At 37.7% G+C, this 14,192-nt stretch carries 16 protein-coding genes; 11 read left to right on the forward strand and 5 right to left on the reverse strand.

The window, feature by feature from the left end; translation table 11 throughout:
* Nucleotides 1-76: 76 nt before the first annotated feature.
* The 8 genes from trmD to LQ201_RS13415 all read left to right on the forward strand — a co-directional run bounded on the left by trmD (nucleotide 77) and on the right by LQ201_RS13415 (nucleotide 7,019).
* Nucleotides 77-751: a tRNA (guanosine(37)-N1)-methyltransferase TrmD gene (gene trmD / locus LQ201_RS13380; protein ID WP_230143032.1), complete on the forward strand. Its 675-nt coding sequence runs from the start codon at nucleotides 77-79 to the stop codon at nucleotides 749-751.
* Nucleotides 752-815: 64 nt separating this feature from the next.
* Nucleotides 816-1,451, forward strand: coding sequence for a response regulator transcription factor (locus LQ201_RS13385; RefSeq protein WP_230143033.1), 636 nt, complete (start codon nucleotides 816-818; stop codon nucleotides 1,449-1,451).
* A complete protein-coding gene (locus LQ201_RS13390; RefSeq protein ID WP_230143035.1) occupies nucleotides 1,429-3,210 on the forward strand; it encodes a 7TM diverse intracellular signaling domain-containing protein in 1,782 nt (593 codons plus the stop codon). The genes LQ201_RS13385 and LQ201_RS13390 overlap by 23 nt, the downstream gene beginning before the upstream one ends.
* 121 nt (nucleotides 3,211-3,331) lie before the next feature.
* Nucleotides 3,332-4,180, forward strand: coding sequence for a WG repeat-containing protein (locus LQ201_RS13395; protein ID WP_230143037.1), 849 nt, complete (start codon nucleotides 3,332-3,334; stop codon nucleotides 4,178-4,180).
* 11 nt (nucleotides 4,181-4,191) lie between these two features.
* A complete protein-coding gene (locus tag LQ201_RS13400; protein ID WP_230143038.1) occupies nucleotides 4,192-4,665 on the forward strand; it encodes a hypothetical protein in 474 nt (157 codons plus the stop codon).
* Nucleotides 4,666-4,704: 39 nt separating this feature from the next.
* Complete coding sequence (locus LQ201_RS13405; RefSeq protein WP_230143039.1) at nucleotides 4,705-5,193, forward strand: hypothetical protein; 489 nt, start codon at nucleotides 4,705-4,707, stop codon at nucleotides 5,191-5,193.
* Nucleotides 5,194-5,425: 232 nt separating this feature from the next.
* Nucleotides 5,426-5,773 (forward strand): 50S ribosomal protein L19, encoded by a 348-nt coding sequence (gene rplS, locus LQ201_RS13410; RefSeq protein ID WP_029274890.1) that lies wholly within the window; start codon nucleotides 5,426-5,428, stop codon nucleotides 5,771-5,773.
* Between the two features lie 70 nt (nucleotides 5,774-5,843).
* The gene (locus LQ201_RS13415) at nucleotides 5,844-7,019 is read left to right on the forward strand and encodes a mechanosensitive ion channel family protein (RefSeq protein WP_230143041.1); all 1,176 of its coding nucleotides are present in this window, start codon (nucleotides 5,844-5,846) and stop codon (nucleotides 7,017-7,019) included.
* A gap of 101 nt (nucleotides 7,020-7,120) precedes the next feature.
* Here the strand turns inward: LQ201_RS13415 and LQ201_RS13420 are convergent, their stop codons facing one another.
* The 3 genes from LQ201_RS13420 to LQ201_RS13430 all read right to left on the reverse strand — a co-directional run bounded on the left by LQ201_RS13420 (nucleotide 7,121) and on the right by LQ201_RS13430 (nucleotide 10,751).
* Nucleotides 7,121-7,780 carry a phosphatidylserine decarboxylase family protein gene (locus tag LQ201_RS13420; protein WP_230143043.1) on the reverse strand — a complete coding sequence of 220 codons (660 nt, stop codon included), beginning with the start codon at nucleotides 7,778-7,780 and terminating at the stop codon, nucleotides 7,121-7,123.
* A gap of 55 nt (nucleotides 7,781-7,835) precedes the next feature.
* A complete protein-coding gene (gene hpt, locus LQ201_RS13425) occupies nucleotides 7,836-8,378 on the reverse strand; it encodes a hypoxanthine phosphoribosyltransferase (protein WP_230143045.1) in 543 nt (180 codons plus the stop codon).
* Nucleotides 8,379-8,594: 216 nt separating this feature from the next.
* Nucleotides 8,595-10,751, reverse strand: a complete 2,157-nt coding sequence (locus LQ201_RS13430) for a transglycosylase domain-containing protein (protein WP_230143047.1) — start codon at nucleotides 10,749-10,751, stop codon at nucleotides 8,595-8,597.
* A gap of 131 nt (nucleotides 10,752-10,882) precedes the next feature.
* On the opposite strand from LQ201_RS13430, the gene LQ201_RS13435 reads away from it, so the two are divergent.
* Genes LQ201_RS13435 through LQ201_RS13445 form a run of 3 tightly spaced genes read left to right on the forward strand, consistent with a single transcriptional unit; the run spans nucleotide 10,883 to nucleotide 12,928 of the window.
* Complete coding sequence (locus LQ201_RS13435) at nucleotides 10,883-11,959, forward strand: Mrp/NBP35 family ATP-binding protein (protein ID WP_230143049.1); 1,077 nt, start codon at nucleotides 10,883-10,885, stop codon at nucleotides 11,957-11,959.
* Between the two features lie 34 nt (nucleotides 11,960-11,993).
* Nucleotides 11,994-12,239, forward strand: coding sequence for a NifU family protein (locus LQ201_RS13440; RefSeq protein WP_029274884.1), 246 nt, complete (start codon nucleotides 11,994-11,996; stop codon nucleotides 12,237-12,239).
* Nucleotides 12,240-12,292: 53 nt separating this feature from the next.
* Nucleotides 12,293-12,928 (forward strand): hypothetical protein, encoded by a 636-nt coding sequence (locus LQ201_RS13445; RefSeq protein ID WP_230143051.1) that lies wholly within the window; start codon nucleotides 12,293-12,295, stop codon nucleotides 12,926-12,928.
* 103 nt (nucleotides 12,929-13,031) lie between these two features.
* On the opposite strand, the gene LQ201_RS13450 is transcribed toward LQ201_RS13445, so the two are convergent.
* Together LQ201_RS13450 and def are read right to left on the reverse strand one after the other, a co-directional pair.
* The gene (locus LQ201_RS13450) at nucleotides 13,032-13,544 is read right to left on the reverse strand and encodes a hypothetical protein (RefSeq protein WP_230143053.1); all 513 of its coding nucleotides are present in this window, start codon (nucleotides 13,542-13,544) and stop codon (nucleotides 13,032-13,034) included.
* 4 nt (nucleotides 13,545-13,548) lie between these two features.
* The gene (gene def / locus LQ201_RS13455; RefSeq protein ID WP_230143055.1) at nucleotides 13,549-14,109 is read right to left on the reverse strand and encodes a peptide deformylase; all 561 of its coding nucleotides are present in this window, start codon (nucleotides 14,107-14,109) and stop codon (nucleotides 13,549-13,551) included.
* Nucleotides 14,110-14,192: the final 83 nt, after the last annotated feature.

Genomic DNA, 14,192 nt, shown 5'->3' on the forward strand with positions numbered 1-14,192 from the left:
AGCCAAAATTGATACTGAGTATAGCAAAATTTGCCTTCAGACTAAAGACTTCAGACTAAAGGCTTACCTTTGCACCATGCGTTTCGATATTATAACAGTTTTGCCCGCTTTACTAGAAAGTCCGTTTGCCCATTCTATTTTGCAACGTGCACAAAAAAAAGGCATAGCCGAAATTGTTGTTCATAACCTGAGGGATTATGCAACCAACAAACAAAAAAGTGTAGACGATTACCAATATGGCGGAGGCAGCGGTATGGTAATGAGTATTGAGCCTTTTGCAGCCTGTATCGAAAAACTTCAGGCAGAAAGAGAATATGATGAAATTATTTTCATGAGTCCCGATGGTGTTACTTTAAACCAGAGCACGGCCAATGAATTATCCATTAAAAGGAATATCATTATTTTGTGTGGCCACTACAAAGGCATAGATCAGCGTATACGCGATATCTTTGTTACCAGGGAGATATCAGTTGGTGATTATGTTTTAAGCGGAGGAGAGCTGCCTGCTGCAATTGTAGTAGATGCTGTTGTGCGTTTAATCCCCGGTGTTTTAAACGATGAGACCTCTGCCCTATCTGATAGTTTTCAGGGAGAACTGCTTGATGCTCCTGTTTATACCCGCCCGGCAGACTGGCGTGGACATAAAGTGCCCGATGTTTTATTAAGCGGCCATGAAGCTAAGGTGAACGAATGGAGGCATGAGCAGGCATTGGAGCGGACTAAAACCCGCCGTCCTGACCTTTTGGAATAAAATTTCCTTGTAAATTATAAAGGTAAATTCTATTTTAGGAGAAACGCTTCTAGTTCCCGATAATATGCCCAAACAAATCGTTATTTGTGATGACCATCTACTTTTTTTAAACGGCATTTCCGAATTGCTTAAAAATACCGGGAACAACTATGGCATTTTTAAATTCAGCGATGCACATTCCTGCAGGAACCATTTCATGCATAACATTGCTGATGTTTTTATCTGTGATTTAAATATTAACCACTTTGATGGGTTCGTATTGATTGAAGAACTCAGATCCCAACTAAAAAACACCAAAATAATTGTTCTCACTGCTTATTACGAAGATTTTCTGATTCAAAAAGCAAAGAAACTAGGTGTGAATGCTTTCCTGAAAAAGGAAACACCTGCCGAAGAGCTTATCAGTATTATCGAATCAAATAAAGACGCAACGTTTTATACCAATAAGAGTTATAAAAAAGGCGAGAGTGTGTATAGTGCCATTGATGGTTCAATTGTCAATAAATTCCGGATATCCAGACAGGAAAAAGAGATTATTAAATTAATCATTAAAGGATTAACCAGTAAGGAAATTGCTGAAGTCCTATTTATCAGCATAACAACCGTAACTACCCATCGGAAGAACATCCACCGGAAGTTGGAAATCAATAACAGCAGTTCGCTCATTAAATTTGCTCATGAGAATAATCTACTTGATTAGCTTTCTGCTATTCCCGCTACTCTCTTTTGCACAAATCGCAAACAAATCAATATCGGTAGTATCCAGTTACGCTGTAGACCAAAATTCATCGTGGACGAGCGGGATGCTCCAAAAACAAAAATTTCAGCCGTTTAAGCAGAATAGCAAGGTTAATATCGGCTACAACAAAGATGCGGCGGTATGGTGCAGATTTATTGTAAAAAATATAAACACTTCAGAAAGCACTAAAACATGGTTGTGTTTTAACAATAACCATATCGATAGCCTTAGCCTTTACGATGGTAGATTAATTAAAACCATTGGCGATAGAACGGTTGGCCAGAGTCCCTTTATTGAAACTCTGGCATTTGAGCTTAATCTGAAGCCAGGTGAAGAAAAATTACTTTGGGTACGGGTTAAAAAAGAGACTTCCTATTTAGATTTTTCTTATAGTTTGGAAGATCAGGCTTATTTAGAAAGCAAATCATCTCAAAAAACAGCACTGACATCTTTTTTTATCGGCATGGTGTTTTTGCTGCTCATGATCAATGGGATATTGTTTTTCATGACTAACAACAAGTTATATGGTTATTACATTGGCTATTCAATATTAACGGTGTTTTACACGGCAATCACAACCAATTTCGCCAAGCACGTTTTATTTCCCGGGTTTAGGTTTTTTAGCGAGGGCCGGGTTTACACTGGAGCACTTTGGTATATTGCCCTGAGTATTTTTCTTGGATATTTTTTAAAGTTAAAAGAAAACCAGCCCATTAAGCATAAGTTAATCATAGTGCTTGGCGGCATAAACTTTTTGTTGATTTTAATCTCTATTTCCTTATTGGTGTTTTACAAGGGCTTTGAATTTCGTTACTTTTTTGTGTTAGGCTACATCATATTCCTGGCTTCTATCGTCGTACTTTTTTGGGCGGCATTAACGCATCTAAAAATTGAAAAAACCCAGGCTATTTATGCGCTTCTTGCTTTTGCTCCACAGTTTGTATGGGGCGCTTGCTTAATTTTAAAGACCTTTGAAATTATTCCAAAATCGCTGGGAGATAATTGGATGTTGTTTATCGGTCTTTATGAAGTGTTTTTGTTCGGCTATGTTTTATCAAGAAATTACATCGATATTTTTTTGAAGAACAACGAGCTGATGCAACAGGTTATTTTCGAAAAAGAAAGTTCGTTGAGGGCTATTAATGAGGTTCAGCTACGTGAGCGGAGAAACATCGCTAACATTATTCACGATAATGTAGGGAGCAAGATTGCGCATATTATTCATCTCTTTGACATGAAGAATGCCGAGCTTGCCAAACAAACAATAAACGAACTGGCCGAAGATATCAGGGAAATATCTCATAAAATACTGCCGAAAGCACTTGATGAAGGTGCTTTGATATCTAGCTTACAAAGCCAGATCTCAAGCCTGAACGCCGGTTTAACTGATGCAAAAATTGAGCTTTTCTGTTATGATTTTCCTGATAAAATTGATGAAAAATGGATTTACGATTTATATCTTATCGCACTGGAAGTTATAAATAATGCCATTAAGCATGGTAACGCTGAGTTAATCACCATCGAACTTTATAAATATCCCAAAAATTACCATTTTCAATTTACGGATGATGGGCTCGGCTTTGATCTGCAGAAAACAAGCAGGGGCTTTGGGCTCGAAAATATCGAAAAGAGAGTAAATTACTACAAAGGTAATTTCGAAATCAGTAGTGTTAGAAACGAAGGCACTATTATTCAGATCAACATCCCGTCCAATCGCTAGTCTGTAACTTTTTTCCTGAATTCTGTATATGTAAATATACCCTTTATTGGGTATTTCTGCCCGGGTATCTTTAGCATACTTTAGCTTAATAAAAGCAATACACTCTTTAAATTAATGCAAAATGAAACAATTACTTACGGCAGTACTAAGTGTGCTGGCTATTGCGGGTTATGCGCAAGAATTAAGTCCAAAAAAGAACGAAAGTGGAAAATACGGATTTGTAGACAAGGCGGGAAAAGAAGTGATCCCTTTTAAATATGAAAAGGCCGGATACAGCTTCCACGAAGGATTAATTGCGGTTAAACTAGATGGGAAATATGGATTTATAGATGAAACAGGGAAGGTAGTTATCCCATTCAAATATGATGATGCCATTTACTTTAAAGATGGTTTTGCGCAGGTTGAGTTAAATGGGAAATCGGGTTATATCGATAAAAAAGGTAAGGAAATCACCGCCCTAAAATACGATGTTGCCTTTGATTTTTATGAAGGTATCGCCAAGGTGAGGCTAAATGAGCAGTATGGTTTTATTGACGCTACAGGTAGAGAAATTACGCCGTTAAAGTACGAAGATGGGAATAACTTTAAAAACGGTTATGCAAGTGTGAAACTAAAAAACAAATGGGGTTTTATCGATAAAACGGGCAAAGAATTTACAAAGTTTAAATACGACTATGCAAAAGATTTTAATGATGGGGTTGCTCCTGTTGAAAAGAATAAACTCTATGGCGCCATTGATAAAAACGGAAACGAAATCATCCCTTTCAAGTATAGGTTCATCGCTGATTTTGAGGGTGGTTTGGCTAAAGTTGGGCTTAATGGCAGAGAGGGTTTTATAAACACAACAGGTGAAGAAGTGATCCCGATTAAATACGATGCGGTTGGCAGTTTTGAAAATGGAGTAGCCAGGTTTAGATTAAACGGCAGATGGGGCGCAATGGATAAAACAGGTAAAGAAATTACACGATAAACAATATGGACATGAAAAAATTAACGGTATTATTTTTTTTGCTTTATGGATCTTTCGCCTTTGGCCAGGAGACTTACGAGAACAAGAAATTAGCGCTTATTAACGATGTTTTTTATAAAAGCACCAGGCAAAACATTAACTCCTTTATGAAGGATAAAGGTTTTGAAAAAGGGGATGTTGAAGAAGGAGAAGGCGATGTTAAAGAAATATTGGCCTTCGACTCCAAATTCGATATGATGGAGGTGTCTTACGCGAAAAATGATAAAATTTCGACTATAGTTTGCATTTTTTCAGGCGCAATTAATGTGGCATTTATCGACATGGAGCTAAAGAAGAAAGGATATACAGCTAAAATGGTTAAACAATCTATAGATGGACAGCCGGTTAATAAAAATATCTGGAGCAAATCTGGAACGAAGTACAATTTTGTTACTTATGCTGATGAGAAAGAAAAAATAGGCGTTTTAGGCTATGGTGTATATTAGAATGGTTGCTAAAACACTGGCCTGCTAACTGTAATAAAAATGAAACTTAAAGGCGCAGAAAAACAGTTCTGGTGGCATTTTGGACAGATTACCGAAGCTAAAAACATCCCTACAGAACTGCCTGGTTTTGCCAGCATTGATTCTTTGGTTGATGATGAGTATTTAGCCATGCTTTTGGCGAAAGTTTCGGTTATGGGCAGCATTTATTTAAAAGAAACGAGGGTGACAGATGAGGGGGTTAAATTGATCAGCAATGTTAAGCAGCTTAAAGATTTAACCCTGATGAAACATGAAAATATTACTAAAGCGTGTTTGCCTTATCTGAACAAACTGACCGATCTGGAATACCTCGATATCTGGAGGACGAAAATCCGCTTAGAAGATATAACGGTTTTAAAAGATTTAAAAAACCTTAAAGAACTGCATATATCGCCTCATGACGAAGGGGTGGAAGAAAGTTGGGACACCATTTTAGAAAAGATAATAAAAGCGGAAGAAACCTTGCCTAATTGTATTATTCACACTTGATATCTATCAATAGGTAAATATTTTACCTCAGAATATTTGAACTAAATTTCGCCATATATTCGCGAATAAGTGCCCTCTTGATCTTTTGGAACAGAAGCATTTAACACAATCGAATGTGGAATTCATAAAGAATGTGGAAAAAATTAAAATAGGTTTTTTTTTCTCAAAAAAAATCCCTAATATTGCAATCCGATTTTCACGGGATGAAATATCGATTTAATAGCTTAAAATCATGGATTTAGTAAAATTTGTTGAAGAGCAGGCCATCGCAAAAAAAGATTTTCCTGCGTTCAAGTCTGGCGATACAGTGAGCGTACACTATAAAATTCGCGAAGGTAATAAGGAACGTATCCAAATTTACCAAGGTGTTGTAATACAACGTAACAGTGCTGGTGCTAACGAAACTTTCACAGTTCGTAAAATGAGCAACGGTGTTGGTGTTGAGCGTATTTTCCCTTTTAGTTCTCCAAACATTGAGAAAGTAGAAGTGAATAGCTATGGTAAAGTTCGTAGAGCGAAATTGTTCTATTTACGTGCTTTAACTGGTAAAGCTGCTCGTATCAAATCTTTGAGAAAATAATACTCCTTATTATAAGATATAGCCTTCACGATTAATTTCGTGGAGGTTTTTTTGTTTGTACCTTTGTTAAATGTTAGATTCTGCTTTTTTCGACCAAGTGTTTTGGGGCAATACCGTAAAAGCCTATTTCCTTTTCGGAGGCATACTTTTTTTAGGCTTAGTTTTTAAAAACATTGTTTCTAAGCTGTTAAGCAGGTTGCTGTTTAAGCTTTTCAGAAACTTTTCAAATCAATCGCATAACGATGCTTTTGTTGCCTTATTGGTAAAACCCATTGAGGTTTTTATTCTGTTAACCACACTTTATCTATCCATCAACCAGTTAAAACACCCGCTGGAGGTAGCCGTATTCCATTACAGCAAATTAATTGGTAAGGTTAAAGAGTTAATACCTGTAACAATAGGTGATTGTATTGACCGGATATTTTTGTTTGGGATCATCCTGTCTGTTTTTTGGATTATTTTAAGGATAATCGACTTCATTAGCCATGTGCTTCTTTATAAAGCTTCGCTTACAGATAATAAGTCAGATGATCAATTGGTTCCTTTCTTGAAGGAGCTGTTTAAAACGATCGTAATCTTTATAGGTTTTTTCACCCTGCTGGGTTTTGTTTTCGAGGTTAATGTATTAACGCTGATTACCGGATTGGGTATTGGTGGTATCGCCATTGCTTTGGCGGCTAAAGAGAGCTTAGAGAACTTGATAGGCTCATTCACCATCTTTTTAGATAAGCCATTTACGGTTGGCGATCTGGTAAAGGTTGACGGTGTGGAAGGAACGGTTGAAAAAGTAGGTTTTAGGAGTACAAGGATCAGAACTTCTGAAAAAACGATGGCTACCATACCTAATAGGGGTATGATTGATGGTGTTTTAGAGAACCTTTCGCTCAGGAATTCGCGCAAGGTCTCTTTTATTATCGGGCTTACTTACGAAACCAATTCGGAGTCACTTAGAAAAATTATTACCGAGATAGAAAGTTACATCAATAATCATCAAGGTACCAGTGATGATGGAAATGCTTCCTTTAAGAGCTTTGGCGATTCGGGTTTAAATGTAGAGGTTAACTATTTCGTAACCGTATTAGATTATGCCGAATTCCTTAAAATCAGACAAGAGATCAATCTTGAAATTATGGATATCGTTATCCGTAATAAGTCGGATTTTGCCTACCCTACACAACGCTTAATCAGCGACAGGCCAGCTCCGGCAGGTAATAATGAAGAAGTAGGTAATGATGCTATGGATTAAATAATGGTTAGAAAAAAACTTGACTTCTTTTAAGACTCGTATAAAACAAAAAGCCCTCCCGATTTTATATCGGGAGGGCTTTTTTATATCTGCTATGTGGCTTAGCTTAAAGTAGCTAGTGTAGTAATGCCGCCTTTTACAACCTGGTTAAGTTCTACGTTCACTTTTGTGCCTATGGGTAAAAACACATCAACCCTTGAGCCGAATTTGATGAAACCAAATTGCTCAGCCTGTACTACCTGATCGCCTTCTTTAACATACCATACAATTCTGCGGGCTAAAGCACCAGCAATTTGACGGAACAATACAGGGGTGCCATTTTTATGCTCCACAACAGTTGTTGTACGTTCATTCTCTGTTGATGATTTTGGATTCCACGCAGCAAGGTATTTTCCTGGGTGATATTTGAAGAACTTTACCACTCCAGAAATTGGATTACGGTTAATGTGAACATTTACCGGCGACATAAAAATCGAAACCTGTAAACGTTTATCTTTAAAATATTCTCCTTCTTCTGTTTCTTCGATTACGACTACTTTGCCATCAGCTGGGCAGATAACCAGGTTTTCGCCCGAAGAAAAGCTGCGGCTCGGGTTACGAAAAAACTGTAGTACAATAATAAATAATGCAGCTGAAAAGATATAAATGAACCAGCGCAGCCAGGTTATATCGTGATATTTATAATCAACTACCGCATTGATTACGAAGATAAACAATATGCTTAAGGCAATGGTAGTGTAGCCTTCTTTATGTATGGTCATTGTTTTAGAAATTATTGGGCAAAGGTGCGAAAAATAAATTAATCCAATCTAAAAATTATGCCTCGGTTGCTCTGTAAATATCAGTCAGGTTTCTACCAAGGCCATTATAATCTAATCCGTAACCTACAACAAACTCGTTAGGTATTTCAAAACCAACGTATTCCAATTCTTCAATTTCATATTTTAAAGCACTTGGTTTAAGCAAAAGAGATGCTACTTTAATTGAAGCAGGTTTTTTTTCTTTTATTGTTTTTAAAATATGCGTTAAGGTTAAGCCTGTATCAACAATATCTTCCACAATGATAATATCTCTGCCTTCGATGTTATCAGGCAGTCCGATTAATTCTTTTACATTTCCCGAACTTGCTGTTCCTTCGTATGAGGCCACACGCATAAAAGCAACTTCGCAGGGTACGTTTATTTCTTTGATTAAATCGGCCATAAACAAAAAACTACCATTTAATACACCAATAAATAGCGGGCATTTACCCTCGTAATCAACATTGATCTGGATGCCCAGTAAACGGATCCGTTTGTTTAAGGTATCGTTCTCTAAAAATATCTCGAACGCTTTATCCTCTACTTTTATTTTGTGCATGCTATGTTGAAAGGTTATTGTTGTTTAATTGTATAAATCGGTTAACTGGTTAATCTAAGAACTGTAAACTACCAATTGCAAACTTGGTCATGGTTAATTGTTTAAATCTGCTAATCATCTCTAAACGCCCAACGCTAAACCCCAAACTAATTTTGGTTAATTGTTTAATCATTTGGCTCAACTGGTGACTGCCAATTGGCAACTGCAAACTGGCTACTACTGAGTTTTTTCCAATTCCTTTTGTCGTCTTCGTTCTTCCCTACGCTCCTGCCTCAATTGTTTTTTGGTTTTAGTGGTGTCGGCTGGCGTGGTTATCTGTTTGCTTGAGGTATCTTTTTTAGATCCTCCACCAAAAAGGCGTTCGAAGAAACTTTTATTTTTATCGTGTACAATTACAACCGGTAAGCCGTCTCCATCATCATCAAATGCTGTAGTATCAATAACAGCGGTATCAGGGGCTAAATACTGGCGGAGGCCCTCTCTTAAACGGACGTTATAGAAACCATACCCAGAAGTATCGCTCGGCACTAGCCCCCTTCTTGCCATAATATTTCCCATAAACCTAAAATAGTTGAACATGTAAGGTTTCAAGCTGCCATCAGCCATGAATTTATACATCGATGCCTTTGGTTTAGGAACAATACTCGCCAGAAACAATCCATCACCGATGGTTAAATCAGCAGGTTGTTTCCCAAAATAATAGCGCGAAGCCTCACCTATTCCATAAATATTCTGGCCTAGTTCCATAATGTTGAAATACACTTCGAGCATCCGTTGTTTGCTTACCAGGTGGTTATGCTCAATAAGCCAAACAATTAATATCTCCTCGGCTTTACGGGCCAAGGTTTTTTGACGGCTTAAATAAACATTTTTAACCAGCTGCATACTGATGGTACTGCCACCGCGTTTAAATTTCTTTTCTTTAAAGTTTACGGCGATTGATTTACGGATCGATTCTTCAACAAAGCCGTTGTGTGTAAAAAATGATGGATCTTCTGCAGTTAAAACCGCATTAATAAAGTTTTTCGATATTGATGATAAAGGCGTAAAATTTGGGTTTGATGGGCCTATGGTAATATCTCGCATCGGTTTGCCATACTCATAAGGCGTATAAACAAATGGGCTGTTGATTTTTTGCAGATTGGTTTTACCCCATTGTACAATTTTGAAATCAACAGGTGTTAAGGTGGAACTAAAGCGCACACTGTCCGGTACTTTGGTATCTAAATAAAAATTTAGGTTATACTTCACCTTACCCTGTACTTTTAATCCTTCCAGCGATTCGAACAGTCCTTGCGGAAAAGCATCTAAAACCCCTTGCGCATCCTGTTCTTCGGCATTTAGCTTTAACTCATATATTTTGTTCTTTCCTAAAGTATATTTAACAAAAGGATGGATCTGTGCATTTTTTAGGTATGCGGTTGAGGTGCTGTCTAAGGCAATGAAATTAGGCCCAACTAAAATATCGGCATCCAGTTTTGCACTTTGTACAATGATATCGTTTGAAGCAATGCGTGGCTGGTTAATCAGCATGTTTTTTACCGACCATGAGCCAGAAATTTTATAATCATCGCCACTGTATTTTGCATTTTTAAGTTCGGTTTGTAAGGTGTCAAAACTGATTTTTGCGTGTAGCTTATTGTTTAAATAAGGTAATTCCAGTTTTTTGCCATCGGCATAAGCGGTAAAGCTCAATTCTTTACTGCCTGGGTTTACATAACCGTTTACATGCCAGGTAGATTCGTTATTGTTTACATCAATGGTTGATTTTAAATCGCCGCCGTCAATTGTAGCCGTTGTTGCAAAAGTCAACTTGGCTGTATCGTGGTCGTTTAATTTAAATACCATGTTCTTCACATCCATATCGTCAGGGATTTTGTATAAAACCTGATTTAAGATGTTGCTGGCTATTTCTGGTAAGTTGGCTTTTCCATTGGTTTGGGTGCTGTCTTTTTTCTTACGTTTTAAGATGAAATCGATATTTGTGGTCGAATCTTTAAGTACAACACTTACAAAGCCATTGTTCAGCTTTACTTCTGAGAGTTTTACTTTGCCAAAAATGAGCGGGAAAAGTTTTACACCAACACTAAGTTCGCCAATATTAGAAAGCGTATCCCTATCTTTAGGAACAACAGAAATATTGGTCATTTTTACGGTGCTAAGTCCTGTAAAACCGGCCGATCCTATTTTTACCTCCAAACCATAATCCTTGTCGGCCTTGGCAATTGCTTTGGCCACCATTTTTTTAAGAAGCGCTTCCCTTTTGCTATAGGCTACCGCACCCAAAGCAATACAAACAACTAAAAAAACACCTAAAATCCAGGCTCCGATTTTTAAATATTTTTTGGGGATCTTAATTTTTGGTATTCGCATATAGTCGTTAAAATGGTTAATTGCTTAAACGTAACAATTAAATGTTTATTTCGTGTTAAAATTACAGTTAAAAAGCCTAAATAAAAGTATTTGTGGCTATGTTTTGTTAATTTTGAATTTAAATTAATACCATGCAGATTAGCCCGCAACAAGTTTTAGATGCGCTTAAAAATGTTGAAGATCCCGATCTTAAAAAAGATCTGGTTACTTTAAACATGATTAAAGATTTACAGATAACAGATAACCAGGTCAATTTTACATTAGAGCTTACAACACCGGCATGTCCGATGAAGGAAATGCTGAAAAATGCCTGTACAAATGCCATCAAGCATTTTGTATCACCAACAGCCGAGGTAGCAATCAATGTAACTTCGAGGGTAACTCAGCCAAGCAATTCCTCATCGTTAGATAACATCAAAAACATCATTTTGGTTTCATCAGGAAAAGGAGGCGTTGGCAAATCTACTGTTGCGAGTAATCTGGCAGTTGTATTGGCTAAAGATGGTGCAAAAGTTGGCCTTATTGATGCCGATATTTATGGGCCATCGGTACCCACCATGTTCGATCTGGTTGATGCCAAGCCGGGTGCAGAAGAAACGGCTGATGGTAAAACCAAAATTTTACCGATTGAGAAATATGGGATCAAGTTATTGTCTTTAGGCTTTTTTGCAGATCCGGGACAACCAGTGCCATGGCGCGGACCAATGGCATCGAATGCAGTAAAACAATTGTTTAACGATACCAACTGGGGGGAACTGGATTATTTGATCGTAGATCTTCCACCGGGAACCGGCGATATCCACATCACCATTACACAAAGCTTCCCGATTTCGGGGGCAGTGGTGGTTACGACACCTCAACAGGTTGCTTTGGCCGATACGCACAAAGGTTTGGCTATGTTCAGGATGCCGGGAATTAATATTCCGATTTTAGGCGTTATAGAAAACATGTCGTATTTTACACCAGCAGAATTGCCGGAGAATAAATATTATATCTTCGGAAAAGGTGGCGGTACCGAGCTTGCAGCACGTTTTGATGTGCCGTTTTTAGGCGAAATTCCAATTATCCAGAGCATTTCGGAAGCTGGAGATAAAGGGAAACCGGTAGCGCTAAACCAGAACCCTCAGCTTGATGTTATATTTGGAGATATTGCAAGTAAAATTGCTCAACAGATATCCATCAACAACGCGCAAATGGTGAATTGCTAAAAAATTACTATTTTTATAAATTAAAATATATATAATGAATTTAACAGAACAAGTAGAACAGGCATTGGAAACTATCAGGCCGTATTTAAAGGCTGATGGAGGTGATGTTTCTGTTGAAGAAATTACATCTGAAGGAACAGTAAAGCTTAAGCTTTTAGGCAACTGCGGTTCTTGCCCGATGAGTTTCATGACTATGAAATCTGGTATCGAACAAGCCATTATGAAAGCTGTTCCTCAGATCACTTCGGTAGTTGCCGTAAACATGGCAGAGCAAGATTAAGCTTTAACACTATTTAACAAGGAAGTTTTATTAATAAAATTACTTTTGTCTTAATGAGATATTGTGTTGCCCTAATTTGCCTTATTTTTTCTGTAACCGCTTTTGCACAACAAAAGCCGGCACAGGATAAACTCATCCAATTTTCAGGGATTATTACCGATATCGATAGCTCAAACGTGATTCCTTACGTTACTATCACCAATCTTTCTGCGAAGAGTAAAAGGGTTGGTGCTGATTATAGAGGGTATTTTACCTTCATTGTTAATCCTGGCGATACCATCTTGTTTACGGCCATTGGTTATAAGAAGTTTTCGACTGTAATTCCTGAAGGCACACCCGATAGCAAATACACCATTATGGTTAAGTTGAAGGCCAATGTGATCGATTTACCATCGGTGCGTGTTTTTCCATGGGCAACAACAGAAGAATTTACCCGCGAGTTTTTGTCGATGAAACTGGCGGATGATGATATGGCCATAGCCAAAAAGAACCTTTCGCGTTCCTCAATTGATGGTTTAATCCAAACTTTACCGCGTGACGGACAGGAAATTGGAAGTCAGAATTACCGGTATAATTTCGATAGGATGGTCAATAAAAACATGGTGCAAACCAATCCCCTACTTAATCCTTTCGCCTGGGGTAAGCTGATGCAGCAGATTTTTGATGGGGATAAGAGTAGGACGAATTAGTCTAATGGGGTCGTCATCTCGACTGGAGCGAAGCGAAATGGAGAGATGTATAAGCGAAAGGGTAAATGTCACATATAAAATCCTTCGGACCACGATCCATCCACTAAGCCTCCCCATTAACGGAACTCTCGAAATCCTTTGTTTTAAGATTTACTTTTAACATAAAGTAGCATTTACCTCCATCTGCAACATCTATTCTTTCTTTTTTCCAGTCAACATTGAAAGTGTGGCACATGCAATAAATTACAACTTCCTTTTCTCCTTTGCTATTGGTTGTTGGTGTGTATTGGCGTTTGTAATCTTTAAGATTTATTAGATGGTTCTTTTTGTCGTCACTAGGAGAAAGTAGACTTAGGATATGCTTATTATAATCTTCAGCAAATTTTAATAGAATTTTATCTATTTCTTTTAGATCAGTTGAGGTCAACTGAGCCGGTTTTCTAAAAGCAGCGTTTTTTTCGAAGGGAATTATTGCAATGTACGAAGTGTCGATTTCTGGCCCATTATCATAGCTGTATTCGGGGTTGGGCGAATTTGTTTGCTGGCAGCTAATCAGGCTGACGATCGTAAAGATAACGAAGCAACCTTTGCTTAATAACTGCCAACAACTTTTCATGGCATTATCTTTTCTTACTCTTATTCGGAAACTTCATTTTGTAATCTGTTTTGATATTTCCTTTCGAAATCGCATCCAGTTTGCTTTTAAGCATGGTTTTGCGAAGAACACTTACTTTATCGGTAAATAATTTTCCTTCAATATGATCGTATTCATGTTGGATTACGCGTGCAGGCATTCCGTCTACATCTTCAGTATGTTCTACCCAGTTTTCATCAAAATAGGTGATTTTGACATTCGGCTTGCGCATAATGTTTTCACGGATATCAGGAATACTTAAGCAGCCTTCGTTAAAACTCCAGGCCTCTCCCGTTTCTTCCAAAATTTCGGCATTGATAAATACTTTTTTGTAGCCAGGTGTGCCATCTTCATCTTCGCCTGTATCAACAATAAACAAACGGATAGGCAAACCAATTTGAGGGGCAGCTAAGCCTACGCCATTTGCATAATACATGGTGTCGAACATGTCGCTGATTAATTGTTTTAATCCTGGATAATCTTTATCGATATCGGTTCCTACCGTTTTTAAAACAGGATCGCCGTAAGCTACTATTGGTAATTTCATTGTATTATATTTTTTCAGACCTCAATCTGAGCTTGTTAATCGCAAATTGTCATTCTGAATGCAATGAAGAATCTCTAACATCT

The sequence above is a fragment of the Pedobacter sp. Bi126 genome (genome assembly GCF_918698245.1).
Classification (GTDB): Bacteria; Bacteroidota; Bacteroidia; order Sphingobacteriales; family Sphingobacteriaceae; genus Pedobacter.

Excerpts from the sequence above, each read along its gene's own strand:
- trmD (WP_230143032.1), top strand. The coding sequence starts at position 77 with ATGCGTTTCGATATTATAACAGTTTTGCCCGCTTTACTAGAAAGTCCG.
- LQ201_RS13385 (WP_230143033.1), top strand. The coding sequence starts at position 816 with ATGCCCAAACAAATCGTTATTTGTGATGACCATCTACTTTTTTTAAAC.
- LQ201_RS13390 (WP_230143035.1), top strand. The coding sequence starts at position 1,429 with ATGAGAATAATCTACTTGATTAGCTTTCTGCTATTCCCGCTACTCTCT.
- LQ201_RS13395 (WP_230143037.1), top strand. The coding sequence starts at position 3,332 with ATGAAACAATTACTTACGGCAGTACTAAGTGTGCTGGCTATTGCGGGT.
- LQ201_RS13400 (WP_230143038.1), top strand. The coding sequence starts at position 4,192 with ATGAAAAAATTAACGGTATTATTTTTTTTGCTTTATGGATCTTTCGCC.
- LQ201_RS13405 (WP_230143039.1), top strand. The coding sequence starts at position 4,705 with ATGAAACTTAAAGGCGCAGAAAAACAGTTCTGGTGGCATTTTGGACAG.
- rplS (WP_029274890.1), top strand. The coding sequence starts at position 5,426 with ATGGATTTAGTAAAATTTGTTGAAGAGCAGGCCATCGCAAAAAAAGAT.
- LQ201_RS13415 (WP_230143041.1), top strand. The coding sequence starts at position 5,844 with ATGTTAGATTCTGCTTTTTTCGACCAAGTGTTTTGGGGCAATACCGTA.
- LQ201_RS13420 (WP_230143043.1), bottom strand. The coding sequence starts at position 7,780 with ATGACCATACATAAAGAAGGCTACACTACCATTGCCTTAAGCATATTG.
- hpt (WP_230143045.1), bottom strand. The coding sequence starts at position 8,378 with ATGCACAAAATAAAAGTAGAGGATAAAGCGTTCGAGATATTTTTAGAG.
- LQ201_RS13430 (WP_230143047.1), bottom strand. The coding sequence starts at position 10,751 with ATGCGAATACCAAAAATTAAGATCCCCAAAAAATATTTAAAAATCGGA.
- LQ201_RS13435 (WP_230143049.1), top strand. The coding sequence starts at position 10,883 with ATGCAGATTAGCCCGCAACAAGTTTTAGATGCGCTTAAAAATGTTGAA.
- LQ201_RS13440 (WP_029274884.1), top strand. The coding sequence starts at position 11,994 with ATGAATTTAACAGAACAAGTAGAACAGGCATTGGAAACTATCAGGCCG.
- LQ201_RS13445 (WP_230143051.1), top strand. The coding sequence starts at position 12,293 with ATGAGATATTGTGTTGCCCTAATTTGCCTTATTTTTTCTGTAACCGCT.
- LQ201_RS13450 (WP_230143053.1), bottom strand. The coding sequence starts at position 13,544 with ATGAAAAGTTGTTGGCAGTTATTAAGCAAAGGTTGCTTCGTTATCTTT.
- def (WP_230143055.1), bottom strand. The coding sequence starts at position 14,109 with ATGAAATTACCAATAGTAGCTTACGGCGATCCTGTTTTAAAAACGGTA.